Here is a 25,184-nt window from a genome sequence, read left to right as displayed (position 1 = left end):
GCTTGGTAAGTCTTGCTGAAACCTTGATACAGCAAGGGTTTTCAAGCTTCTGATTTTTCCGGCGCCAATGAAAAACACAATGTGCAAATTTCTAAAAAAACTTTTTTTCACTCTGTTTCTCTTACATAATTTCGGATTTCTTCTAAAAAAACCGCTCCGTATTTCAATCTTTTTTGTTCCCCGACCCCTTTTACGGAAAGAAGATCCTGATCTGTTTTCGGAAGTTTCGCCGACATTTCTTTTAACGTCTGATCTGAGAACACGACAAATGGAGGCACACCCTGTTCAGCTGCAATCTCTTTGCGGAGACGCCGGAGAAGCTCAAATAATTCGTCATTTTCGGTAACTGCGGCGGCCTGTAAGGCTTCTTTTCTCGCGACTGCGCTTTTTCCAAGCAGAACGTCCCTGCCTTTTTGGGTGACCATAAGCGTCGGAAATGTGCCGTCCGCCATTCTGATATATTCATCTGAAATAAGGAATTCGATAAAATCACTGATTTCCGCTGCGGATTGATGCTTCATAATGCCGTAAGTGGACAGACTGCTGAAGCCGTTTTCCAGCACTTTTTTATTTTTAGACCCGCTAAGCACCTGCGCCACCATCGTTTTTCCGAAGCGCTCATTCATTCTGATGATGCATGACAATACCATCTGCGCTTCTTTTGTGACGTCATGGGCGGTCCTTGTATCAGTGCAATTGCCGCATGCTTCGCAAGCTTCCGCCTCATTCTCGCCGAAATACTTCAGAATAAACCGCTGCAGGCAATCTTCCGTATGACAGTAATCCACCATCTGTCTCAGTTTTTTGAGATCCTGCTTTTGTTTTTCTTCTCCGGCGGCCGATTGGTCTATTAAAAAACGCTGCACCATAATATCCTGCGGCGAAAACAAGAGCACACACTCGCTGTTAAGGCCGTCGCGCCCGGCCCGTCCGGCTTCCTGGTAATAGCTCTCCATATCTTTCGGGATCTGCGCGTGTAAAACAAACCTGATGTTGCTCTTATCGATTCCCATTCCGAAAGCGGACGTAGCTACCATCACTTGTATCTGATCGTTAAGAAAACGCTCCTGCTGGTCTTTTCTGTCATCATCCGCCAATCCGCCGTGATAACGGCCGGCATTGATGCCGCTGCGTTTTAATTTCTCATATAAACGGTCGGTTTCTTTTCTTGTCGCTGTATATATAATGCCGGCTTCGTGTTTATTTTTTTCGAGGTACCGCTCGATAAACCGGTCTTTGTTTTCGCCCTTTACTACTTTAAACGTTAAATTCTCTCTGGCAAAACCGGTATATACAGTTTGTTCTTTCTTAATATGAAGCTGCTTGCAGATGTCATCATGAACCTCAGGCGTAGCCGTCGCCGTTAAGGCGATGATGACGGGCGGTTCTTTTAATTCATTAAAAAGGATTTCGATATTCCGGTAACTCGGCCTGAAATCATGTCCCCATTGCGATATACAGTGAGCTTCGTCAATGGCGACAAGAGGAACCGTAATATTCTGCAGGATGTGAATGAATTCAGAAGAAGTCAAACGCTCCGGTGTGATGTAAAAGAGCCGGTAAGCCCCTTGTTTCAAACCGGTCAGGCGCTCATGAATGTCACGGCTTGTCTGGGTGCTGTTAATATAAGCTGCCGCGACACCCGCTTCTTCAAGCGCGTCCACTTGATCTTTCATTAAAGAAATAAGAGGGGAAATAACGATTGTGGTTCCTTCAAACAGCAGTGCGGGAATCTGATAGCAGATTGATTTTCCGCCCCCCGTCGGCATAATGCAGACCGTGTTTTTTCTCTCCTCTGCAACTGATTGTATCGCCTGCTTTTGGCCCGCGCGAAGACTGTCGTAGCCAAAATAATGCGCCAGAAGGGATTGGGCTTTATCCAGCATATGTTGTAAAACCTCACTTTGTCTTTGATTCTTTCATTTTATCATAATGATAAAGTACGCTGCCCAAGGGCAATTCAAAATAAAAAGCCATCTCCGCAAGGGAAATGGCTTTCGCTACGTATGCCGTACGCAAGTAAGAAAGTTTTAAACCACCACTCCTCAAAGTGGGTGTTTGCAGAAGCGTTCCTGTCGTCCTCTGCAATGGAGGCATGACATTCCGGCTTCGATATAAAACTCCCTATTACAGCTTAAAGGTTAAAACTTAATTAACAATACGAACAATGTAGCTTCTCTTATATCCTACACCATCAGTCGTATTTTGGCAAGAGGGTTAATTCTTTTACAGAAAACCTTTTTTCTTTGTAAAAAATGCTTTATTCTACATAAAAATTGTTTTTTCGACAAAATATCAATATATCAATATAAGATCAGATCGAAAGCTTCCGCCAGTTTCTTCTATAATAGAAAAAACTCTCACACCCTGTAGGGGCGCAAGAGTTATGGCAATTAGAATTTTTCAGCCAGATCTTTCGCTTCTTGCAGTCCTTTTTCAATGATCGCTTGAGCGTTATCCGGTGCAGCATTATGGCCTTCAACGACAACAGTGTGAAGATCTTGGACACCCCAGAAACCGAGAACGGTTTTCATGAAGTTTAATGACATTTCAAGAGATGCCATCGGTCCTTCAGAATATACGCCGCCGCGTGCGTTTAAGAGCGCTACTTTTTTATCTCCCATCAGACCTTTAGGGCCTTCAGGCGTGTATGTGAAAGTAACCCCTGCGCGAGACAGGTAATCAACATAAGTATGAAGCACAGCAGGCACTGTGAAGTTCCAAAGCGGGAATGCAAACACGACTTTGTCAGCTTTGACGAATTGATTTAAGTAAATGTCAGCAGTTGACGCTTGTTTTTTCTCTTCGTCTGTCATTTCAATTCCTTTTGAAGCTTTGAATGTTCCGTTAATCATATCTCTTCCGAGGTAAGGAAGGTTTTCTTTATGAAGATCAAGTTCGATCACTTCATCATTCGGATTGTTTTCTTTATAAGCAGCCAGAAACGCTTCGTATAATTTTACGGACACGCCTTCTTCAGCCGTACGGTCACTTGATTTTACAAATAATACTTGAGACATTCTAAATTCCTCCCGGTAATCTTTTAATATTTACTTACAAATAGTATGTTACTTTCTTTTTTATATAAAGTCAATGATTTTATTTCGATTCTGAGATTTTTTATGGAATAAAAAAACAGGTACATATGAATGTACCTGCTGCTATTATTGTGAATCCTGCTCGCGATCCAGGATTTCGTAAGTTTGTGAGCTTTTTTGATCAACGGTTTCTTTATTTGAGAGGTCTTTCACCTGCTCGTGAAATTCCCTTTCATATGACGGAGCGTCTGTTTTCACATCCCCTTCTGTTTCTCGCTGCGCTTCGACGGTCATTCTGGCGTACGGAACGGCTTCAAGTCTTTCATAAGGAATTTCTTTTCCCGTTTTCTCACAAATCCCGTATGTTCCTTTATCCATTCGTTCAAGCGCGGCGTTCACCTCATCTAAAAGATTCTGATCGACACCGTCCAGCGTCTGATTCGTGACCCTGTCCAAATAAATGCTTCCGTGATCAGCTAAGTGATTATCTACTCCGTTCGACAATTCTCCTGTGTCTTCGCTCATTGAATGATTTTCTTTTGATTCTCCCTGAAGACTTTCCTTTAAATCGATTAATTTATGATAAAGGCTGTCCTGCTGTTCTTTTGATAATGACATATTCATCATCTCCTTTTTCGTCTGTATTCTTCGCTGCATCTGTTAATACATACCCTCGAAAAAGGAGGATGAAACAATGGGGGTCAATGCTTTCTCCCCCTGATGGTGACATTGGGTGTCTGCTGCTTTGTCTGTCTTTTTTCTTTCGCAGCATCATTTTGCGGGTTGTCCCGACTTTCTTCAGCGCAGGCTTGTTTGAGCCTGTGCGCCGGTGTATGGTAAGTGGCGCCGATATTCAGCATACCGCTCAGCTCTTCTATACTCAGCTGTTCAAAATCAATATTGTATTCAATCTTGTCCACTTTGACGTGCTCAATATGGACATATGTTTTTTCCCCTTCAACCGTTTGCGGCTCAAAATGACACTTATCCTGAAGGTCATCAAGCTGTTGTTCCACTTTCTTAAGCCGGTCTAATTCTTCTTCACACACTTTTTTGAAAATCTCTTTCATTATTTTTTTCAAAGAAAATCACTTCTTTCCCCGTCACTCTTGGAAAGTTCTATGCGTCCCGTATTGCGAATATATAAACATGATATACAAAAAGGAGGCGAATCATGATGTTTTTTCCGTCCGTTATCAACTTTGAGTATATAAAAATGAACGGAATCAGCGGCGGAGCGGCTTTTAACACCGGCTCTTCCGTTATGGTGAGAAACACAGCAGCCAATAAAAGAAATGAAGGGTACGGTGAACAAAACGGTGATTGCACCGTTGTCGCCATCCCTATCATGAGTATCGATGATTCAGATCTGATAGATGGCACAGCGAACAAGATCAGCCTTCGATAATGATCTGGCTTGCATCCCCCAGATGTTTAGCAATCGATATATATAAAATCCCGTCTTTGAATACCGCCTGCATTCCCTTCGTACCATGAGCGGAATGCGGAAGATCGAGTTTTTTTTCAAAATCGCCGTATTTTCCGGTCTTCTGTTTAAAATCCTGTTCATTGAAAAAGGATTTTCTCGTGCCTTTTACGACAATATATTCTCCATAGGACAAAAGCTGAACATCTTGTTTCCGGTAGCCGGGCAGATACAGCAAAAATTGGAGCTCATCATGGGTTTCCACAATATCTATAAGAGGAAAAGCCTCCTCATTTCTTCTCATTTGCCCATCTCCCTGTTGAAAGGGAAAATGAGAATGGCCGTTTTGAAATGATTTCAGTTGTTCATCATCAAAAACGTTTTTCCAAAAGTCGCCGCCGGACATGTTTTGCGCCATTTCCATCCATTGCTTCATCTTATCGAAATCCATTTTTATCGCCCCCTGTCTAAGCATACGGTCATAACAGCCGGCATACACCTGTATTAAAGGAGGTTTGCCTGTGGTTCAACCAACTCCATATATCAATATTAATATTTTCATGTTGAAAATTAATTCCTTTGAAAATGCTTCAGCGGTGAATGTCGGACAAAATTTACTGGCGGAATGGCAGAATTCTGATAAAAAGAATCAGGGATACGGACAGAACTTCGGAGATGCAAGCGGCTTCATCGGCACGAACGGCAAAGTGGATGACCGGGATCAAATTGATTCTCCATCAACCTTTGAGTCTGCATGCGACAAAATCCCTGCCGGAAAAGGAGGCCCATTATGATGTTTTCGCCGGTTTTGGTAAATGTAGGAGGCTTTAAAGTAAATGCAGTCGACCGCGGTTCTTCCATTACGATCGGGCCGTATCAGCAGATCGATTATTTTTTATCCAATAAGATCAACTACGGATTCGGTGAAGAAAATGGTGATTTGGCGCCGATTTATATCCCCATCAGTTCTATCGCTGATCCGGATCTCATTGATTCGAACTCCGGAAAAACAAGCATTATATAATAAAAAGGCCATCCGCATGCATTCGGATGGCTTTTATGTGATATTTAACTGCATAAGTATTTTGTTAAGATGGCTTGAACCTCAGTCAAGTCCGTTTCTTTTGCAAATTCCAATTCGAAAGTTTTTCCCCTTGTCATTAATACAAGCCCGGTATCGGGATCAAACATCCCCGCTTCTTGAATGGCGAAGCTTTCAATTGTTTTATATGGAAGAAATACGCGCACTTTCTTTTTGGAGAACATTTTATTATCAAAGAAAATCACTCGTTTATTCGTAAAGCATATTTGGTCAACCCGCAGTTTATAAATCGTTTCGATCCGTTCTCCCTCAACGAGCAAAGCCTCCAGCTTTTTTGTGTCGGTTGATCTGCTGACAGAAAAAATTCCCAATGAAGAACCCCACTTTCTGCTTCTATACTATTGTTTTATTACAATCATAAAAAAATAAGTTCTTTATCCCTATATAAGAATACGACATAGAAGGCATTTAAACCATTACGAACAGATTACATTTTTAGAACGTTCATCAAAAAAGCCCTTCGCGAAAGGTGCCGCTGTTATGAAGTAATACGGTTCAACGGAAGAAAAGGTTTCAAGAAAACAGTATTTTTTTCGAAAAGTCAGTTTTTTATTTTCCCCATAAAAAACCGCGGCTTCTCCAATGCCGCGGTTTCAACAAAACATCAACGATCCGTATCTTTAATTGTTCCTTCTTTATAGGTATCTGATATTTGTTCCATCGTCGTGTCGGTGCCTTCTTCAGGTTGCACTTGCTGAAGCTGATCTGATGTTTTATTTTGTTTGTCTTGCTCTGTTTTTTTCATTTTGCAGCCACCCTTTATATGTAGTCTTTTTTAGTATGGCTCAGGCAAAATGGATTCATTCAGCTTTAAACTTCTTCAAAATACTCTTTGTAGAAGCCTCCGACTTTGTTTGTATTGTCTGCAACAAAAATGAATTCTTCTGTTTCATTTTTGACTTCATACTCTTTACCCGGCGTCAGCACATTTTTGACAATGTATTTTTTCGCATCTGTATGTACGCATTTGACCTTTTTGACACTTTCTTTTGTCTGCCAATTATTATGAATCATTTATAAAACTCCTTTTCTTAATCGATAAGCTTATTGTAGCCGTTTTTTCTTGTGAATTGCAATAACGGTTATCGATTGATTTTACCGGGGGTGTTATTATAGAATGACTGTATGCGCTTACTTTGCGCGGACATCAAGATGCTCAAAACAGACCATAAAAAAATTTCGGGAGGTTTGTTACGAATGAGTTCTTTAACGATGCAGATCACAAAAAGGCTGGAAACATTTTTACAGGGTACGAAGAAACTTTATATTGACGGAAAATTTGTTCCGAGCGCTTCAGGATCAACATTTGTCACACCGAATCCGGCAACCGGAGAAACGCTGATGACGCTTTACGAGGCACAGACAGAAGACATTGACAGTGCAGTGAAAGCGGCACGCAAAGCCTTTGATCACGGCGAATGGCGCACTATGCCGGCCGCTTCCAGAAGCAGGCTGATGTATAAGCTTGCCGATTTAATGGAAGAGCACAAAACGGAACTCGCGCAGCTTGAAACACTTGATAACGGAAAACCGATTAATGAAACGACGAATGGGGATATCCCGCTCGCAATTGAGCATATGCGTTATTATGCCGGGTGGTCTACAAAGATAACCGGACAAACAATTCCGGTCGCCGGTTCATATTTTAATTACACCCGCCATGAGCCTGTCGGCGTCGTGGGGCAGATCATCCCTTGGAACTTCCCGCTCCTTATGGCGATGTGGAAAATGGGCGCCGCCCTTGCCACAGGCTGCACAATCGTTTTGAAACCGGCGGAGCAGACACCGCTGACCGCCCTCTATTTAGCGGAATTAATAGATCAGGCGGGCTTCCCTGACGGCGTCATCAATATTGTCCCAGGGTTCGGCGAGACGGCCGGGGAAGCGCTGACCAACCATGACGATGTTGATAAACTCGCTTTTACCGGCTCTACAGAAATCGGCAAAAAAATCATGGAAAAAGCCGCAAAAAAAATTAAACGCGTGACACTGGAGCTTGGCGGAAAGTCACCTAACATCATTTTGCCTGACGCCAATTTGAAGAAAGCCATTCCGGGCGCTTTAAACGGGGTCATGTTTAATCAGGGGCAGGTATGCTGCGCAGGCTCCCGGGTCTTCATTCACAAAGACAAATATGATGAGGTCGTCAGCGAAATGGTTTCATATGCGAAATCGCTTCAGCAAGGCGCCGGCCTTCACCAAGATACACAAATCGGCCCGCTCGTCAGTCAGGAACAGCATGAGCGCGTGCTTTCATATATTGAAAAAGGAAAAGCGGAAGGAGCCAAAGCTGTCGCGGGCGGCAGCTGCCCGTTTGAAGAAGGGTATTTTGTCTCCCCGACTGTATTTGCGGATGTGGATGACAGCATGACCATCGCAAAAGAAGAAATTTTCGGCCCGGTCTTAGCCGCCATTCCGTATGATACGGTTGATGAAGTCATTGAGCGGGCGAACCGCTCGGAATACGGCCTTGCAGCCGGACTTTGGACTGAAAATGTGAAAAACGCCCATTACATTGCTGACCGTCTCCAAGCCGGCACCGTTTGGGTCAACTGCTACAATGTTTTCGATGCGGCATCTCCTTTCGGCGGCTATAAGCAATCCGGCCTCGGGCGGGAAATGGGCTCTTACGCGCTGAATAATTATACAGAAGTGAAAAGCGTCTGGATCAACCTGGAAGATTGATCCAACAAGAAACTGCTGCCTGTCAGCAGTTTCTTTCTTTTGTCATGCCGTCTTTTACATATGAATATATATGCTTCTGAAGGAGTTGAGCGAGTGTGAGCACAATTCATGAAAACGTCAGAAGCCGCCAAAAGAAAACCATCTCCCTATTAAGAGAAACGCAAAATGCGGACGGCTCATGGTCATTTTGTTTTGAAGGACCGATTTTGACAAACGCCTTTCTGATCCTCCTTCTCACTTCTCTTGGAGACAATGATAAAGAACTGATCGCTGAGCTTGCAGAAGGCATTCGCGCTAAACAGCGCCCGGACGGAACTTTTGCCAACTATCCTGATGACCGGAAAGGAAATGTGACCGCTACTGTACAGGGCTATGCCGGCTTGCTGGCTTCCGGTTTATATAGCCGTTCTGAGGCGCATATGATTCAGGCCGAACGCTTTATCATCTCAAATGGCGGCTTGCGCAACGTACACTTCATGACAAAGTGGATGCTTGCGGCAAACGGCCTATATCCATGGCCCGCGCTGCATCTGCCATTATCTTTCTTAGTCATTCCCCCATCCTTCCCGCTGCATTTTTACCAGTTCAGTACATACGCTCGTATTCATTTTGTACCGATGGCCGTGACGCTTAACAAAAGATTTTCGCTGAAAAATCCCAACGTTCCGTCTCTCGCGCATTTAGATCGGCATATGACTAAAAATCCGTTTACATGGCTTCGTTCCGATCAGGATGAGAACAGAGATCTCTCTTCTCTTTTCGCGCACTGGAAGCGGCTTTTACAGATTCCTGCCGCTTTTCACCAGCTCGGTCTGCGTACGGCCAAAACGTATATGCTTGACCGGATTGAAGAAGACGGCACATTATACAGCTATGCGAGTGCCACTATTTTTATGGTGTACGGCCTGCTCGCTCTCGGTGTATCGCGCCACTCCCCCGTTATCAGAAAAGCGCTTGCCGGCACGAAAGCTTTGCTCACGTCTTGCGGCGATATACCGTACCTGGAAAACTCAACGTCGACCGTTTGGGATACGGCGCTTCTCAGCTATGCGCTTATGAAAAGCGGCATCTCAGATAACGATCAAATGATAACCGGCGCCGCCCGGTTTCTGCGTGAACGGCAGCAGACGAAAGTCGCTGATTGGGCCGTTCACAACCCGCATGCTGAACCGGGAGGATGGGGTTTTTCAAACATTAATACAAATAATCCTGATTGTGATGACACAGCCGCAGTGCTCAAAGCCATTCCGCGAAAACGTTATCCCGCCTCATGGGAACGCGGACTGAGCTGGCTTTTGTCCATGCAAAACAGTGACGGCGGCTTCTCTGCTTTTGAGAAAAATGTCAATCATCCGCTGGTCCGCCTGCTGCCGCTGGAATCGGCTGAGGAAGCTGCCATCGATCCTTCAACAAGCGACTTAACCGGACGGGTGCTGCACTGTTTAGGAGAAGCGGGGCTTTCTTCTGATCACCCTCAGATTGAAAAGGCCGTCCAATGGCTGATCCGCCATCAAGAAGAGGACGGATCGTGGTACGGCAGATGGGGTGTCTGCTATATTTACGGCACATGGGCAGCGCTGACAGGGATGAAGGCTTGCGGCGTGAGCCAAAACCACCCGGCCGTGAAAAAAGCGATCCGCTGGCTGAAGTCCATTCAAAACGAGGACGGAAGCTGGGGAGAATCCTGTAAAAGCGCAGAAGTCAAAACCTATGTTCCGCTTTCTTACGGGACGCTTGTACAGACGGCTTGGGCGGCCGAAGCTTTGCTGCAATACGAAAAACCTCATCATCAAGCCGTCACAAAAGGCATATCCTTTCTTATTGAAAACCGGCATTACGAAGGCGACGCTTTCAGCTATCCGACCGGAATCGGCCTGCCGAAACAGTTTTACATCAGGTATCACAGCTACCCGTATGTGTTTTCTTTGCTTGCGCTCAGCACTTTTATGAAAGTGAGTGAAAAGGAGGAAGAAAAATGAAACGGCACGCTTATCAAACCGAAATGCTGAATTGGTGTGAAACCTTGAAGGAACAAGTCATACAGCAAGGTCGGTTCGATCGCTTCGCGGCACAAATCGACCGGATTTTTCACACCCTTCAGGATGATGGATTAACGGAGGCGGAATGGTACGAACAGGCATCAGCACTTTACCGGGACATTACCGAACCGGATGAGCCGGATGAGCGCAGAGCCTATGTGCCGATCGGCAAGCATGTCCTCCCTAAACTGCCATACAGTTATTCCGCACTGGAACCTTATATTTCAAGAGAGATTATGAAACTCCACCATACAAAACACCATCAGAGCTATGTTGACGGTCTGAATAAAGCAGAACTGGAGCTCAAAAAAGCGAGACAAACGAAACAGTACGACTTAGTGGCGCATTGGGAGCGGCAATTGGCGTTTCACGGTGCCGGCCATTATTTGCACAGTATTTTCTGGTTTTCCATGAATCCAAACGGAAAAAGACGGCCGACGGGTGCGCTCTTTCAAATGATTGATGTGTCATTCGGAAGCTATTCTGCTTTTAAAGAGCAATTTTCTCAAGCGGCGAAAAAAGTCGAAGGAGTCGGCTGGGCTATCCTAGTCTGGGCGCCGCGCGCCGGGCGGCTGGAGATTTTGGCCGCTGAGAAGCATCAGCTCTACAGCCAGTGGGACGTCATTCCTTTGCTTCCGCTGGATGTGTGGGAACACGCTTATTATTTACAATATAAAAACGACCGCGCGGCTTACGTGGATCAATGGTGGAATGTCGTTGATTGGCGGGAGGCGGAGAAACGGTTCGAACAGGCGCACCGCGTGATATGGCCGCTTTATTAAAAAAGCCCCCGTCTTGAACGGGGGCCTGCTTCTTTTGGTCTAAAAAATACCAAGCACGTGCAGAAAAACGATAATAATGGCTACAGGAGCCACATAACGGATTAATAGGAGCCAGACTGCAAACCATTTTCGTTTTATACCGGAACCGCTTTTCAGTTCGTCAAACAGCATCTGTTTCGGAATTTTCAGCGGTACGAAAACGGCAATTAAAAGCGCGCCCAGCGGCATTAAGACATTGCTGACCAGAAAATCCGCAGCGTCAAAAATACTGCGGTGAAAAATAGAAACATCACTCAAAATTCCGTACGACAGCGCCGAAGGAACCCCGACAATAAATATAGCAAGTCCCCCGATCCATGCATACCGCTTCCGTTTTGCCGAATCGCCTTTTGACAAAACAGCAACTAAAATTTCAAGCATTGAAAAAGCCGATGTCAGCGTCGCAAATAAAAACAGCAGCAAAAAAGCGAGTAAAAACACGATGCCCAACGGCATTTGGTTAAAGACTGTCGGCAGCACGTTAAATAAAAGCTGCGGACCTTGATCCGGCTTGAGGCCGAACGCAAATACCGCCGGAAAAATCGCCACTCCCGCCATCACGGCAACAAGGACATTTAATACCGTCACCGATACGGCGGATTGAACAATATTTTCTTCTTTTTCTAAATATGCGCTGTATGTAACCATTACGGACACTCCGACGCTTAACGAGAAAAATGATTGACCCATCGCATATAAAATGGTATTGGCATCCATCGCGCCAAAATCAGGCATGAAGAAAAATTTTAATCCCTTCGCTGCATCATGCAGCGTAACGGAGCGGATCATTAAAAGAATAAACAGAATAAACAGAGCCGGCATCAGCACCTGGCTTACCTTTTCGATGCCGCTGCTCACCCCTTTTGCCACAACTAAAATCGTCAGCACGATAAACAGCAGCTGACCGAAAACCGCTGCATAAGGGTTGGAAATGGTATCGATAAATAACGTATCAAATCCCGAAGAAAGCGATAAACCGCCTGTAAAGCCTTTTATAATGTAGATTAATATCCATCCCCCCACTACGCTGTAGAAGGACAATAGAATAAAACACGTAATGATTCCGAGATATCCGATCCAGTGCCACTTTTTCCCCGGCGCCAGCGCCTTATAGGATTCAACGGCGTTTTTTTGTGTTTTTCTGCCGATAATAAATTCAGCAAGCAAAAGCGGCAGTCCGATTAAAACAGTAAATAAAATAAAAACAAGCAGAAAAGCGCCGCCTCCGCTGGTTCCCGCTACGTAAGGGAACTTCCATATTGCGCCGAGCCCGATTGCAGAGCCGGCCGTAGCTAAAATAAATCCCAGCTTAGATGACCATTGATTAGCTTCTTTCACTTCAGCACTCCCAATTCATTTCAGTATAAAAATCAATTGTAAGAATATATGTCTGAATAGTCAAGAAGATATTAGTTTACATAATAATTTTATCGAAAACTTATATTTAATATTGAATTATTCAGAATATTATTTATAATGGAGTACAGAAAAGTCAGTTATATTTTCTGACTGATTGATTGGATATAAAAGGAGCTGTGTTTATGGAATGGCTGAAAAAAATAAGCGGGTTTGCGGGCCAAACCTTTGGCTTGTGGGTTATCGTCTTTGCCGGTTTGGGATTCGCCTGCCCTGATTTGTTTACTTGGATCAGTTCTTATATGACGATTTTCCTTGGTATTATTATGTTTGGGATGGGGCTTACTCTTCAAGCAGACGATTTTAAAGAATTAATCAGAAAGCCTTGGCATGTCGTGATCGGGGTCGCTGCCCAGTTTACGATTATGCCGCTTACGGCTTTCTGTTTATCAATCGGGCTCCGCCTCCCCGCAGAAATCGCCGCGGGCGTCATTCTGGTCGGATGCTGTCCGGGCGGTACGGCATCAAATGTCATGACGTTTTTGGCGAAAGGCAATACGGCACTTTCTGTTGCGGTCACCACGATCTCAACATTGCTTGCTCCTATTGTAACGCCGGCACTTATTATGCTGTTTGCGAAAGAGTGGCTTCCCGTTTCTTTCGGTTCACTGTTTGTTTCCATTATGCAAGCCGTGCTTTTGCCGATCGTCCTCGGGGTGATTATGAAGCTGTTCTTCAAAAAACAGGTCGGACAAGCCGTGCACGCGCTTCCTCTCGTATCGGTAATCGGCATCGTAGCGATTGTATCCTCTGTCGTCAGTGTAAATCGTGAGCATCTGCTTCAATCCGGACTGCTGATTGTGTCTGTCGTCATCTTACATAACGGAATCGGATATTTGTTAGGATTCCTGACTGCAAAGCTGTTCAGAATGGATTATGCTTCACAAAAAGCGATTGCGATAGAAGTCGGGATGCAAAACTCCGGACTGGGCGCAGCACTTGCGACAGCGCATTTCTCCCCTTTGTCAGCCGTGCCGAGCGCAATTTTCAGCATATGGCACAATCTGTCGGGGTCTGTTCTTGCCACCTACTGGTCTAAGAAAAAAGAGAAAAACAGCGCCGAAGAAGAAACGGCAAAGATTCCGTTTTCATAACTGAACAAGGATAGGCTGCTGCAGCTCCTATCCTTGTTTATTCTGCAGATCACGAAACAGGCGCAAAAGCGCTTTTTTTACATCCCCCTGAAATAAACCTCCATGATAACAAATCAATTGGCGGATATCGTAATCGAGCAGCCGCTGCACAGATCGGACCGCATCATCCATATGTAACGTATAGTCAGGATTAGCAAGTTTCAGCTTTCCGTCTTCAATGACGACCGCATCACCTGCGATCATTGTTTTTTCGGCAGGCAGATAAAGACTGATATGGCCGGGTGTATGACCCGGCGTGGCTACAATCCGAATGCCTCCGCACCAAGGCAGCAGCTCACCGTCAGTAACTGTCCGGTGAACTGGGGCCGATTCGACTGATTGAAGCGAGCGGATGAACTGTTTTGCATAAGGCTTTGCATCCTCTGGCAATGAACTAAACGTTGATTCAGCCTGCTCAAGCCGTAAAGATTTTTTAGAGCCGTCAATATACGGCGCTTCACGCTCATGTACTGTCACGCTGATATCCGGGTGCAAACGGTGTAATGCAGCGAGTGAGCCGATATGATCTATGTCGTGATGCGTTACAATGATTTTTGTCAATGAATGAAGCGACATTCCATGCCGGGCAGCAGCGTGTTGAAGATGGTTTGTAAAACCGGGATATCCGCAGTCAATTAATATCGTGTCATGTTCGTCTTGCAGAAGAACCGGAGTGATTGAATGCAATTCTTCATTATATTCAAACTCGATCTCAAGCGGATAACAGCTTTTCATATAAATTCTCCCCTTCGCTCAATAAAAAAAGTACACTGCTTGTAAGGGCAGTGTACTTTTTGTCTGTCTCAAATTATCCTTCCAGCAGCAGCTGTTCCGGATCTTCAAGCAGGTTTTTAATGGTGACAAGGAACCCGACCGCTTCTTTACCATCTACAATTCTGTGATCATATGATAAAGCGATGTACATCATCGGACGGTTTTCAGAGCGCTCCGCATCAATTGCTACTGGGCGCAGCTGAATTTTGTGCATACCTAAGATCCCGACCTGAGGGCTGTTTAGGATCGGTGTTGACATAAGCGATCCGAATGTACCTCCGTTTGTGATCGTGAAGGAGCCTCCTTGCAGCTCACCTAATGTTAATTTATTGTTTCGCGCTTTCTTCGCAAGTTCGCCGATCTCTCTTTCAATGCCGGCAAACGTCAGGCGGTCAGCGTCACGTACGACTGGGACGACAAGCCCTTCTTCAGCCGCGACAGCGATACCGATGTCATAGAATTTTTTCACGATCAGCTCATCGCCTTGAATTTCAGCGTTAAGGAGCGGGAATTTTTTCAATGCAGCCACGACGGCTTTTGTAAAGAACGACATGAAACCGAGTTTTACATCGTTTTGCTCAAGGAATTGGTCTTTACGGCGTTTTCTTAGATTCATAACGGCCGTCATGTCAACTTCGTTAAATGTAGTCAGCATCGCAGAAGTCTGCTGCACTTCAACCAATCGTTTCGCGATCGTCTGTCTGCGGCGGGACATTTTTTGCACTTCGACAGGTTTGTCAAAGCTTTGCTGTGTTTTTTGAGCCTGCTGTTTCGGCTGTGCCGCAGGTTTTGAAGCCGGTTTTTCATAAGCTTCCACATCTTGTTTGCGCACGCGGCCAAGCGGGTCCCCCGTCGGAATTTGTGATAGATCAATCCCTTTTTCCCTTGCCAGCTTGCGTGCAGCCGGAGACGCTACCGTTCTGGATTTCGCTTCTGATTGTGCTTCCTGGCTGACTTCTTGTGCAGCAGGTTCAGCTTTTGCTTCCTCTTTCGTTTGTTCATTGGCTTGAGCACTTTCTGAAGGGGCGGGTGCAGAACTTTCGCCAGCGCCTTCTGTAATGGTACCGATAATTTCTCCTACTTGGACGGTATCACCCGAATCTTTCAATACCTCTTTTAGAACACCCGATTCTTCTGCTGTCAATTCAACATTTACTTTGTCCGTCTCCAGTTCAAGCAAGTACTCACCCTGTTCTACATAATCACCGGGCTGCTTTAACCATTGGGCTATCGTTCCTTCTGAGATTGATTCTGCTAATTCAGGTACCTTAATTTCCGCCATTTTTACATTTCCCCCTTAGTTTTTGCGAGTCAAGCTATCAGATACAATGCGTTCCTGTTCTTTTTTGTGGACTGTCGGATCTCCTTCTGCGGGACTGGATCGTCTTCTTCGGCCGATGTATTGGACATTTACTCCTTTTGGCGCAATTTCCGTCAGATACGGGCTGATATAACTCCATGCCCCCATGTTCTGCGGCTCTTCCTGAACCCAAACGATCTCTTGCAGGTTCGGCAGTTTGGCGAAAAGCTCCTTCGTATCTTTTGCCGGGAACGGATACAGCTGTTCGATTCTGGCAATATGAAGCCAATCCTTATCGCCTTCCATTTTGTTGAAGTGATCGCTGATATCAATTGACACTTTTCCGCTTGATAATACGACGCGAGTCACTTTTTCGTAAGCGTGGGAAAGACCGGACTGCTCATAGACAGGCTTGAATCGGCTTTCGCTCAGTTCCTGCACTTCAGATACCGTATTCGGGTTGCGCAGCAGGCTCTTCGGCGTCATGATCACAAGCGGACGGATTTCCTCACGAAGCAGCATTTTCGCTTGTCTTCTTAAAATGTGGAAATACTGAGCCGCACTTGTCAGGTTGGCCACTGTCCAGTTGTTTTCCGCCGCCAGCTGCAGGAACCGCTCGACGCGGCCGCTGGAGTGTTCAGGGCCCTGCCCTTCGTAACCGTGAGGCAGCAGCATGACCAGCCCTGATTTTTGTCCCCATTTTGCCCGTCCTGCAGATATGAATTGATCAAAATAGACTTGAGCCGCATTGGCAAAGTCTCCGTACTGCGCCTCCCACAACACAAGCGTTTCAGGCGAATACACGTTGTATCCATATTCAAAGCCGAGAACCGATCCTTCAGAGAGCGGGCTGTTATGCACCGTAAATGAAGAAGCGCAGTCGTCTAAGTGATGGAGAGCAACAAATTCTTCTCCTGTTTCGCTGTCATGCAGCACAAGGTTTCTTTGAGCGAACGTTCCGCGCTCTGAATCCTGTCCGGTCAGCCGGATCGGCGTGCCGTCTTTCAAAATGGAAGCAAACGCAAGCGATTCAGCCAATGACCATTCAACTTTACGGTCATCATCAAACGCTTTTGCACGTCTTTCCAGGATTCTTTTCAGCTTGCCGAACACGTTAAAGGATTCCGGCCAGTTGATAAGTTCGCCGTTCAGCTTGCGGAGAACATCAAAATCAATGGCTGTGTCAACGTCTGGAAAACCGTTGGACACCGGCTCCGGCAATTCAATTTCCCGTACGGCGTCTTCTTTTTTGGCGGGCACCTTTTTATAGGCGTCTTCAATTCGTTTTGTCACTGCCATTTCGATGTTTTGCGCTTTTTCCTCGCTGATCAGTCCTTCACTTACGAGTTTTTCCGCAAAGATCCGCTTGACAGTCGGGTGTTTTCTGACGGCATCATACAGCATCGGCTGTGTCGTTGACGGCTCATCCATTTCATTGTGGCCGTATCGTCTGTACCCGATTAAATCGATTAAGAAATCTTTATTGAACCGCTTCCGGTATTCAACCGCAAATTTAACGGCTGACAGGCATGCTTCCGGATCATCCGCGTTGACGTGAACGATCGGAATTTCATAGCCCTTCGCCAAATCACTGGCATATTTCGTAGATCGTGATTCATCGCTTTCAGTGGTAAAGCCGATCATATTATTGGCGATGATATGAATGGCCCCGCCGACCTGATAGCCTTTCAGAGAGCTTAAGTTCAGCGTCTCGGCGACAATGCCTTCTCCCGGGAACGCTGCGTCACCGTGAATTAAAATGGCGAGCGATTTTGTTTCATCTTGAACCGGGTACCCCTTTTGCGTTCTTGTTTCCTGTGCCGCCCGCGTGCTTCCTTCAACAATCGGATTGATGAATTCCAAGTGGCTCGGGTTATTTGCAAGCGTAATCCGCGCGCTTTTGGTTTCAGCATCCTGAAGCTGTCTGTCTGCACCGAGGTGATATTTGACATCGCCCGTCCAGCCGTAGCTGATGCCGGTCGATCCTTCAGACGGCACAAGGTCTTTATTCGGCGCGTGCTGGAATTCTGAGAAAATAATTTCATACGGTTTGCCGAGCACATGCGCAAGCACATTTAAACGGCCTCTGTGCGCCATCCCGATATTGACATTGGTTGTGCCCGCTTTCACAGACTGGGCGATAATGTCGTCAAGAACCGGCACAAGCGCGTCTAATCCCTCAATTGAGAAACGCTTCTGACCGACGAATGTCCGGTGTAAAAATTGTTCAAATCCTTCTACTTCCGTCAGTCTTTCTAAAACGGCTGACAGTTTTTCCGGTGAATTTTTCCGGAACAGTTCTCCGGATTCGACCATTTTTGTAATCCATGCGCGCTCTTCGAAATCATGCACATGGTCAAACTCGAAAGAGATGGTTCTTTTATAGGTATTGCGTAAATGCTGGATGGCTTCTAAGCCGTTTGTTATATTGGCAGGTGCGTCTTTACAGATGACAGACGCGGGTATTGCTTTCATTTCTTCTTCTGTAAGCCCGTACTCGGATAACGGAAAGAGCTCGCTCTTTTTCGGATCCTTTCTGAGCGGATTGACGGAAGCGTTCAGATGGCCATAGGTTCGAATATCTTCTGCAAGTTTAACTGCTGCTGCGATCTTTTGAATCAGATCTGCGGTGACGCGTCCCTGTTCCTTTGTTTCCGATGCCTCTTTTATTTGGCTTGGCGGAGCGCCTAGTTCGTCAAACATGTCTTTCAGATCCGGATCAATGCTGTCTGGATCTTCAGCATATTGGTCGTACAGCTCCAGTGCGTAGCCGAGGTTCGGTCCGTAAAAATCTTCCCAATTCATTCTTTGTTTCATATTATTTTGAAACATTTGAATATTACCCCCAACCTAGATAATCAAGTGATCAATTCACTATCTTGAAATAACTTTTGAACGCTGTGCCCAAAATTATGTAATAAAAACGCTTCCAAGGATATTTTACCACTGATTGCGTTTGGATTCTACCTTGATTGTTCACAAAATAGTAAAAAAAACAGATCAATACCGAAAAAATTAAATCATTTTAAAATAAAAAGCGAAAAAGCATAGGAAAAAGCCTATCCTATGCTTTTATGAAGCAGTTTTTTCAAGAGCGGATACAGCACATCGGGCAGCTGATCGACATCCGGAACAAAAATACTGTACTTTCCGTACATATCCTGAATGGTTTTCATCTGGGATTCTTCTATCGCAGTATTGGACAGAAAAACATTTATGACTTCTATCCCTTTTTTTCTCGCTTCGATGACAGCCTCGCTCGTATCGACGATGCCGTTTTGTTCGTATCCGAATGCTGCCGGCTCTCCGTCTGAAAACACAATTAAAAATTTTTGCGCCTCACTCCGCCGCATCAGCTGTTTCGTCATTTGTCTGATGGCGTATCCGTCTCTGTTATCTTCTTCAGGCGCAAGCTGCATGATCAGCGGACCCGCAGCCTGCAGCAGCGACTCTTCAAACGGAATGACGGTATTGAAGAAATTCGGCTGGCTCGTTTCGGTCGCTTCGTTTGTATCCTCCCAAAATCCGACGATTTGGTGAGGGACGGATACTGATTTCAAGGCTTCATGAAAAAGAACGATCCCTCTTTTTGTTTCATCCATTTTGTCAAACATGCTGGCCGAACAATCGACAAGCAATGTAAAAACGGCGTCAATGTCTGAGGACGGGTCCTGCTTTTTATAGAAAAGGCGCGGGTTCCGTTCCGTAAAATAGCGGATGAGTTTGCGATTCAGCCGGCCTGCGTGAAGGTCGGTCCGCGGGAGCGTTTTTTTGTGCTCAAGCGTTTTTTGTATCATCTGCTTCAGGCGTTTTTGATATGATTCTATCGTTTTTGCCTGTTCTTTATAAGACTGCTCCTCTTCGGGAGACGCTTTATGAGGCGTTTGATAAACCGGGAAGGCAAATTTGTTTTCTTTTCCGTCAGCCAGCCCGGCGCCCTCATGTTCATCCTGAATGGATTCAAGCGCTTCCAGTTTGGAGTAATCCTCTCTTTTCGTCTGACGTGAGGAACCTTGAACGGAGCCGAGCGCCTGGTCACCGGCATCGCCTTCTCTGGCCGCGTCTTTCCCAAGATCTGACTTCGCGCCGTGCTCAATATCAAATTGAAGGAAGCTTTTTGACGGCGCTTCGGTTTCCCGGTGCCACGTATTCATTTTCTCTTCAAGGATCTCTTCATCTCCGTCGGAAGACTCAGGGAGCGTGAGATCGTCACTTAATGAAGGCGCTTTTTTTACGCTTTCGAATAAAGGCTCTTCAGCAGCTTTTTCGTAATCAAGTTCCGGCAGAAAAAAGTATGTGTTCAGCATATCTTTCTCAAGCACTTCATCAAGGCCTTCCATGAGGTCTTCCGTTATTGTTGCGATTTGTTCCGTAGAATCCGCCTCATACACCCGGATGAGCTGACGTTCAATATACGGTATCATCATATCAATATTTTCATGCATGGTAGGAATGCCTTCAAGCGGAGACTCAGCCGTCAGCTTGACAAACATCGCGCAATACAAAGCGTCGGTGAAAATGCTCCGTTCTAAATTCAATGTCAGCTGCGTCGTGAAATATTTCCTGTACATCTCCCTCCGCTTCTGAAAAACACGTTTCGTTCCCGGCCGTTCTTTTTTGATCAGCTCTTCAATTCTGATATCCTCAAGCAGCATAAACAGCTGCTTGGCAAAGCTTTGGCGGGTGAAGTGCCGGTGAACGTCATTTAAAAACCCCGCAAATACCCGAAATGAGCTGCTGCGTGTTCCGACAGCGCGCAAATAGACATCGCTTTTCAGGCCGGCTTCCATATCCCCGGCTGATCGGTCTTTCCAAAAGTGGCTCATGTAAATTTTCTTTTCAAAGGGATTGTAGTAAGACTGCACGCCGTATTCCACTTCAACTTCACTGCTTCTGGTCAGTGTTTTGGCCAGATCAGTCAGCATCATGAACAAAAACGAATCAATCGTGCTGTCGTTAAATTTGATAAACTTCATTGTATATCCCTCATTCGAACAGCGTTTCTGCAATATTTCTGACAGCGGCTTTTTCCCTGTCATCGTCAAGTTTTTCCACGATGCCTCTTTCAATCGCCCGTTTCGGCGGGATGTACGCAGCCAAGTCGCACGTATCAATGAGAGCCCTGATGGATGCCGCTTCTTCTGACACTTGTCCGTTATGCGCTTGCGCGATTAAATCAGAAGACAGCGTCATAAAGCGCTCAATTAATTTCTCATCTTTTAAGACAGACTGAGAGGTCAGCACCTGCTTCAGGAGGCTTCCTTTAATATACGGAACATCAATGATGACAAAACGGTTTTTAAGGGCTTCGTTCAGCGGAACGGTGCCGACGTAGCCTTCATTAATCGCGGCGATAACACCGAATCCTTCGCTTGCCTTAATCACTTCTCCTGTAAAGGGATTTGTCATCATTTTTCTGTAATCAAGCACGCCGTTTAGAATCGGAAGGGTTTCAGGCTTTGCCATATTGATTTCGTCAATGTATAAAAAATGTCCCTCATTCATTGCGGTTGTTACAGGTCCGGGAACGAATTCAATTGTCGCCTGCCCCTGTTCATTTTCAATCGTTTTATAGCCGACAAGCGCTTCTGCATCGAGGTCTACGGAGCAGTTGACACTGTGCATCGGTTTATGAAAGTAGTTCGAAAGCGTTTCCGCCAATTTTGTTTTCCCCGAACCCGTCGGTCCTTTTAATAAGATATTTTTTCCCATTGTCAAAGCGATGACGGCATCGAATACAATCGCTTTATCTTCGGCCTCATAGCCTGATGATCCGATTAAATCGTGGAATTCTTGGGAAACGGGATGATTTTGATAAGCCTGCAGTTTGTTTTGTATATCTTCCGGAAGTGATAGGTGCTGTAATTCTGAAGTCATAGGTGATGTTTCCTTTCCATTTGTATTCCATAACCGAGTATACTAAAAAAGCCCTTGTATACTCAATACAAAAGGGCTCATTCCCTGCGGGCGCTTTTTGTCAGGGGAGCGCAGGCGATTCTGGCCCCGGAATTTCCGCTCGGGTTTGTTAAATAATCGTCCGTATGTTCATGAATGACGAACGCGCTTCCGTCCCGGTCGAGCAGGCTGAGTCTGCTCCCTTCTTTTAATGAAGTTTGCGGCGCGTTCATAATGACATCCACTTTACCGTCAGCCCCCACTTCAAGATTGGGGAGATCCCCGGCGTGATGACCCATCGGATTGTTGAAGCCGTGTTCTTTGTTCAAAGGGTTGAACGGACCGCCGGCTGATTCGAAATCAGGTGCCTGACATGTCCCTTTTTCATAAATATGAAATCCGAGAGAAGCGCCGGGCGGCAGATGTCCCGCTGATATATGAATGTCTGACCCTTCATCATCAGATTCCCTCACTTCGATATATCCGATCGTTTTTCCGTTTTGATTGATGAGTCCGGCATGCTCACGGTATGCAGATGCTTCCAATGCGCGGCTTTCCCCATGTTTTTTGGGCGGAACAGGAGCGGGTCTCCCCCCGCAGCCGCAAAGCGTAATTGATGCGAGCATGAGAAAAAGCAAGAGACGATTCATGCTTCCTCCCCCTTATTTTTTTACCCATCAGTCTTGTCAAAACGTGAAAATGGTAAACAAAAAAAAGCCCCGAAAGGCTTTTTTTAAAAATAACTGCGCGCTCCTAAATAAGCTTTTTTCCAATATGGATTGCTTAAGTTTGAAATTTCAACCCCGGAGGAGCTTGCGTGAATAAAGTCTCCTCCGCCTAAATACATTCCCATATGAGAAGGGCCCGCTTTATATGTCGTAAAGAAGACAAAGTCGCCTGCTGACGGCTGGCTGATATGTTTCATCGTATTCCAATATCCGGCCGTGCTCAGACGGGAAACAGAGCTTACCTTATTTAAAAGGTAATAGATGTAACCGCTGCAATCGAAGCCCGCAGGCGTATTGCCTCCCCAGCGGTAAGGCACGCCGACATGTTTTTTCGCCTCGCCTATCATTCTGTCAATCTTTGACCCTGTCACCGGAGGTTCGGGAGTATTTGGCTTGTTTGGCTTTTCCGGTTTGTTATCCGGCTGACGCACAGGATCTTCTGTTTTTCCCGTTCCGTTAATCACAAGAACCTGTCCGATTTGAAGCACATCAGTTGTCAGTTTATTTTTTTCTCTGATGAGCTGAGCGGTGATGCCGAACCGATTAGCAATTTTCCAGAGGGAATCGCCTGCTTTTACTTTGTAAGTGGATGGCTTCTCAGAAGGATTTGAATGAGATGGCGGTGTTGTGCCGCTGTTTCCGTTATGTGAAGAACCTTTGATCTTTAATACTTGATTCGGATACAGCATGTCTGATGTTAATTGATTCAGCTTTTTCAGTTCGGCGATGGTGATGCCGGTTTGATTGGCGATTTTCCACAGCGAGTCACCCGGCTTCACAGTGTAAGTCCCTGATGCGCCTTTATCAGGCTTTGTCTGTCTGCCGCCTCCGTCCGTGCCGCCGGCAGACCCTTTAATTTTCAGTTTTTGGCCCGGATAGATGACATCTGAACTCAAACGGTTCAGGCTTCTCAGTTCAGAAACGCTCATTCTGTATTTTTTTGCGATCACCCATAATGAGTCTCCGTATGTAACTGTGTAGGCACCCGTGCTTGGTTTTCCCTTTTGCCCCTTATGTGTGCCGCTGCCGTCGGGAATGTGCAGCCGCTGTCCTGGATGGAGTATCGTTGATTTCAGTTTATTTTCCGCCTGCAGGGCTGAAATACTTGTATGATATTTTCGGGAAAGCTTCCAAAGAGAGTCGCCGCTTTTTACTTGAATGGTTTTTGCTTCAGCGGGATGCACGGCGAAGGTTGAAGTCATTACTGCAGATACAGCCAGTCCGGCTGCGATTTTTTTCTTCATATAACGAAAAACCTCCTATTTATCATTGCTGAAAGGGACGTCCCTTTTCTTTGGACGCCGCCTGTTATGCAGGATTCATTCAGAAGTCGACATTAATTCCGATTCATTTGGTCTTAGATCATCACCAACGCCACACATTTTACATAAATTGAGAACATTTCACAAAAGACTTTGGAATCATTTTCATAACATGGCTTTTTTCCGCGACATTCCACCTTTCTTGTCTGTTTTTCATACAATTCTCTTTACGGCGTGGAAAATCCTCCCGAAAAACAATCAAAAAAAGCCCGCTTCCTTTAAAGGAAGCGGGTGACGGCTGATTACAGAACCCGGGTCTCGGCAGTTTTCACGTCTTCTGCTATCAATTCCGCTGCACGCTGTGCTCCGCCGGCCGCTTTCAGGGATTCTCCGATTTCAGAAGCTTTTGTCTGATATTCAGGATTTTCGCTCAATTCTTTTATTGCTTCAGTGAGCAGCTCCGCTGTTACATCTTCTTTTTTAAACATCTTGCCCGCGCCCGTGTTTTCCACTTGGCTTCCGACGGCGAACTGATCTGCGCCCATCGGAATGACGATCATCGGAGTTTTGTAGTAAAGCCCTTCGCTCGTACTGTTCATTCCGCCGTGAGTGATAAATAAGTCCGCTCTCTTCAGGATCTCAAGCTGCGGAACATAAGGCTTTACAATGACATTCTCAGGAATTTCATCAAGCTCCGCCGGATCAAGATGTTTGCCGATTGACATGACGGCTTTTCCGTTAAAGTTTCTGACCGCTTTTAAGCATTTATTAAACAATTCCTTCTGATTGTTAAAAATCGTGCCCATTGAAATAAACAGGACTTTTTCTCCTTCAAGCTGGTCAAACGGGAAATCCTGAGCCGCCGGCCTTTCAGTTATGGACGGACCGACAAAGAGATAAGAATCGCCAAACTCTTCTTCTTTCGGCTGAAACGCTCTTGAAGTAAATACGATGGTTTTTCTGCCGTCATTTGAGAAAATATCATACGGCGTTTTAATGTCTGCGCTGAATTCTTCATTGAGCCGGCTGACCGCTTCGGTATAAGCCGGATAATGAGATGATTCCTCTGATACAAGGTTTGTATTTGAAAACACTTCTTTAATAAATGCTTCATTCATTGCAAAAGTCGTGCAAAGTGAATATGCCGGCAGTTTCAGCTTATTTCTCACAAGCCTTCCTGCCAGAAAATGATGATCATACAGGATGTAGTCATAGGACTCATCTTTTACTTCCTCAAGAATACGGAGTGCAGCTTTTTTGGAAGTCTCAATCATTAATAGCAAAAACTCGGTAGCATCCCGCTGTTCATCACCCGTTGCGTTTTTTCCGAATTCATCTTTTCGGAAATCTTCATATTCACGGAATTCCGCTCCGCTTGACGCGATTTTGTTCTCATATTCCTTCACGCCGTAATATACGACATGCTCCCCTTTTGCCTTCAGTTCTTTTACGACGCCTAAAGACGGATTGATATGGCCTTCTCCCGGAAAGCCGATCATCAATACATTTGCCATCTTTCCACTCCCTATTCTTTTAAATTTTATGTATATTTAAACGATAACATC

24 protein-coding genes and 1 other RNA gene are annotated in these 25,184 nt (G+C 45.5%); 7 read left to right on the top strand and 18 right to left on the bottom strand.

The window, feature by feature from the left end; all coding sequences use genetic code 11:
• Positions 1-107 precede the first annotated feature (107 nt).
• From recQ to gerPC, 5 genes are all read right to left on the bottom strand, one after another.
• Positions 108-1,886, bottom strand: a complete 1,779-nt coding sequence (gene recQ, locus ACWJJ4_RS14530) for a DNA helicase RecQ (RefSeq protein WP_070081962.1) — start codon at positions 1,884-1,886, stop codon at positions 108-110.
• A gap of 107 nt (positions 1,887-1,993) precedes the next feature.
• Positions 1,994-2,179: non-coding RNA, 6S RNA (ssrS, locus tag ACWJJ4_RS14525), on the bottom strand.
• Between the two features lie 214 nt (positions 2,180-2,393).
• Complete coding sequence (locus ACWJJ4_RS14520; RefSeq protein WP_454021750.1) at positions 2,394-3,020, bottom strand: FMN-dependent NADH-azoreductase; 627 nt, start codon at positions 3,018-3,020, stop codon at positions 2,394-2,396.
• Between the two features lie 144 nt (positions 3,021-3,164).
• A complete protein-coding gene (locus ACWJJ4_RS14515; RefSeq protein ID WP_003153790.1) occupies positions 3,165-3,656 on the bottom strand; it encodes a TraR/DksA family transcriptional regulator in 492 nt (163 codons plus the stop codon).
• An 83-nt stretch (positions 3,657-3,739) separates the two neighbouring features.
• Complete coding sequence (gene gerPC / locus ACWJJ4_RS14510; protein WP_070081963.1) at positions 3,740-4,120, bottom strand: spore germination protein GerPC; 381 nt, start codon at positions 4,118-4,120, stop codon at positions 3,740-3,742.
• A 92-nt stretch (positions 4,121-4,212) separates the two neighbouring features.
• Here gerPC and ACWJJ4_RS14505 point away from each other — a divergent pair, with 92 nt between their 5' ends.
• The gene (locus ACWJJ4_RS14505) at positions 4,213-4,446 is read left to right on the top strand and encodes a hypothetical protein (RefSeq protein ID WP_014305194.1); all 234 of its coding nucleotides are present in this window, start codon (positions 4,213-4,215) and stop codon (positions 4,444-4,446) included.
• Here the strand turns inward: ACWJJ4_RS14505 and ACWJJ4_RS14500 are convergent.
• Positions 4,433-4,915, bottom strand: coding sequence for an Hsp20/alpha crystallin family protein (locus ACWJJ4_RS14500; protein WP_094246848.1), 483 nt, complete (start codon positions 4,913-4,915; stop codon positions 4,433-4,435). The two genes, ACWJJ4_RS14505 and ACWJJ4_RS14500, sit on opposite strands and share 14 nt — an antisense overlap.
• Before the next feature lie 70 nt (positions 4,916-4,985).
• Here ACWJJ4_RS14500 and ACWJJ4_RS14495 point away from each other — a divergent pair, with 70 nt between their 5' ends.
• Entirely contained in the window at positions 4,986-5,258 is a 273-nt protein-coding gene (locus ACWJJ4_RS14495; RefSeq protein ID WP_003153786.1) for a hypothetical protein, read from the top strand.
• Entirely contained in the window at positions 5,255-5,488 is a 234-nt protein-coding gene (locus ACWJJ4_RS14490) for a hypothetical protein (RefSeq protein WP_003153785.1), read from the top strand. Before ACWJJ4_RS14495 ends, ACWJJ4_RS14490 begins: the two co-directional genes overlap by 4 nt.
• 44 nt (positions 5,489-5,532) lie before the next feature.
• On the opposite strand, the gene ACWJJ4_RS14485 is transcribed toward ACWJJ4_RS14490, so the two are convergent.
• The 3 genes from ACWJJ4_RS14485 to ACWJJ4_RS14475 all read right to left on the bottom strand — a co-directional run bounded on the left by ACWJJ4_RS14485 (position 5,533) and on the right by ACWJJ4_RS14475 (position 6,580).
• Positions 5,533-5,877, bottom strand: coding sequence for a PH domain-containing protein (locus ACWJJ4_RS14485; RefSeq protein WP_003153783.1), 345 nt, complete (start codon positions 5,875-5,877; stop codon positions 5,533-5,535).
• A 293-nt stretch (positions 5,878-6,170) separates the two neighbouring features.
• Entirely contained in the window at positions 6,171-6,311 is a 141-nt protein-coding gene (locus tag ACWJJ4_RS14480; RefSeq protein WP_454021749.1) for a DUF4025 domain-containing protein, read from the bottom strand.
• Positions 6,312-6,376: 65 nt separating this feature from the next.
• Positions 6,377-6,580: a DUF6501 family protein gene (locus ACWJJ4_RS14475; protein ID WP_003153779.1), complete on the bottom strand. Its 204-nt coding sequence runs from the start codon at positions 6,578-6,580 to the stop codon at positions 6,377-6,379.
• A 183-nt stretch (positions 6,581-6,763) separates the two neighbouring features.
• On the opposite strand from ACWJJ4_RS14475, the gene ACWJJ4_RS14470 reads away from it, so the two are divergent.
• The 3 genes from ACWJJ4_RS14470 to ACWJJ4_RS14460 all read left to right on the top strand — a co-directional run bounded on the left by ACWJJ4_RS14470 (position 6,764) and on the right by ACWJJ4_RS14460 (position 11,072).
• On the top strand, positions 6,764-8,251 hold the full coding sequence (locus ACWJJ4_RS14470; protein ID WP_003153776.1) for an aldehyde dehydrogenase family protein: 1,488 nt from the start codon (positions 6,764-6,766) through the stop codon (positions 8,249-8,251).
• 95 nt (positions 8,252-8,346) lie between these two features.
• On the top strand, positions 8,347-10,230 hold the full coding sequence (locus tag ACWJJ4_RS14465; protein WP_264101039.1) for a terpene cyclase/mutase family protein: 1,884 nt from the start codon (positions 8,347-8,349) through the stop codon (positions 10,228-10,230).
• Entirely contained in the window at positions 10,227-11,072 is an 846-nt protein-coding gene (locus tag ACWJJ4_RS14460; RefSeq protein WP_070081967.1) for a superoxide dismutase, read from the top strand. The genes ACWJJ4_RS14465 and ACWJJ4_RS14460 overlap by 4 nt, the downstream gene beginning before the upstream one ends.
• A 39-nt stretch (positions 11,073-11,111) precedes the next feature.
• Here ACWJJ4_RS14460 and ACWJJ4_RS14455 read toward each other — a convergent pair whose 3' ends face one another.
• Positions 11,112-12,449 carry a sodium-dependent transporter gene (locus tag ACWJJ4_RS14455; protein ID WP_007407975.1) on the bottom strand — a complete coding sequence of 446 codons (1,338 nt, stop codon included), beginning with the start codon at positions 12,447-12,449 and terminating at the stop codon, positions 11,112-11,114.
• A 203-nt stretch (positions 12,450-12,652) separates the two neighbouring features.
• Between ACWJJ4_RS14455 and ACWJJ4_RS14450 the strand changes: the two genes are divergently transcribed.
• Positions 12,653-13,621, top strand: coding sequence for a bile acid:sodium symporter family transporter (locus ACWJJ4_RS14450; RefSeq protein WP_278071057.1), 969 nt, complete (start codon positions 12,653-12,655; stop codon positions 13,619-13,621).
• Positions 13,622-13,648: 27 nt separating this feature from the next.
• On the opposite strand, the gene ACWJJ4_RS14445 is transcribed toward ACWJJ4_RS14450, so the two are convergent.
• From ACWJJ4_RS14445 to ACWJJ4_RS14410, 8 genes are all read right to left on the bottom strand, one after another.
• Positions 13,649-14,395, bottom strand: a complete 747-nt coding sequence (locus ACWJJ4_RS14445) for an MBL fold metallo-hydrolase (protein ID WP_454021748.1) — start codon at positions 14,393-14,395, stop codon at positions 13,649-13,651.
• 73 nt (positions 14,396-14,468) lie between these two features.
• Positions 14,469-15,716, bottom strand: coding sequence for a 2-oxoglutarate dehydrogenase complex dihydrolipoyllysine-residue succinyltransferase (gene odhB / locus ACWJJ4_RS14440; protein ID WP_064107643.1), 1,248 nt, complete (start codon positions 15,714-15,716; stop codon positions 14,469-14,471).
• Positions 15,717-15,731: 15 nt separating this feature from the next.
• Entirely contained in the window at positions 15,732-18,566 is a 2,835-nt protein-coding gene (gene sucA / locus ACWJJ4_RS14435) for a 2-oxoglutarate dehydrogenase E1 component (RefSeq protein WP_015388115.1), read from the bottom strand.
• Positions 18,567-18,793: 227 nt separating this feature from the next.
• Positions 18,794-20,710, bottom strand: coding sequence for a vWA domain-containing protein (locus ACWJJ4_RS14430; protein WP_454021747.1), 1,917 nt, complete (start codon positions 20,708-20,710; stop codon positions 18,794-18,796).
• Between the two features lie 10 nt (positions 20,711-20,720).
• Positions 20,721-21,611 carry an AAA family ATPase gene (locus tag ACWJJ4_RS14425; protein WP_454021746.1) on the bottom strand — a complete coding sequence of 297 codons (891 nt, stop codon included), beginning with the start codon at positions 21,609-21,611 and terminating at the stop codon, positions 20,721-20,723.
• A gap of 77 nt (positions 21,612-21,688) precedes the next feature.
• The gene (locus ACWJJ4_RS14420; protein ID WP_057080768.1) at positions 21,689-22,279 is read right to left on the bottom strand and encodes a superoxide dismutase family protein; all 591 of its coding nucleotides are present in this window, start codon (positions 22,277-22,279) and stop codon (positions 21,689-21,691) included.
• An 83-nt stretch (positions 22,280-22,362) separates the two neighbouring features.
• Positions 22,363-23,601 carry a LysM peptidoglycan-binding domain-containing protein gene (locus ACWJJ4_RS14415; protein ID WP_454021745.1) on the bottom strand — a complete coding sequence of 413 codons (1,239 nt, stop codon included), beginning with the start codon at positions 23,599-23,601 and terminating at the stop codon, positions 22,363-22,365.
• 320 nt (positions 23,602-23,921) lie between these two features.
• The gene (locus ACWJJ4_RS14410; RefSeq protein ID WP_146284481.1) at positions 23,922-25,133 is read right to left on the bottom strand and encodes a macrolide family glycosyltransferase; all 1,212 of its coding nucleotides are present in this window, start codon (positions 25,131-25,133) and stop codon (positions 23,922-23,924) included.
• Between the last annotated feature and the right edge of the window lie 51 nt (positions 25,134-25,184).

Source organism: Bacillus sp. JK62 (genome assembly GCF_053663455.1).
The sequence above is the reverse complement of the archived record's forward strand: the minus strand, read 5'-3'. Positions and strand labels throughout refer to the sequence as shown.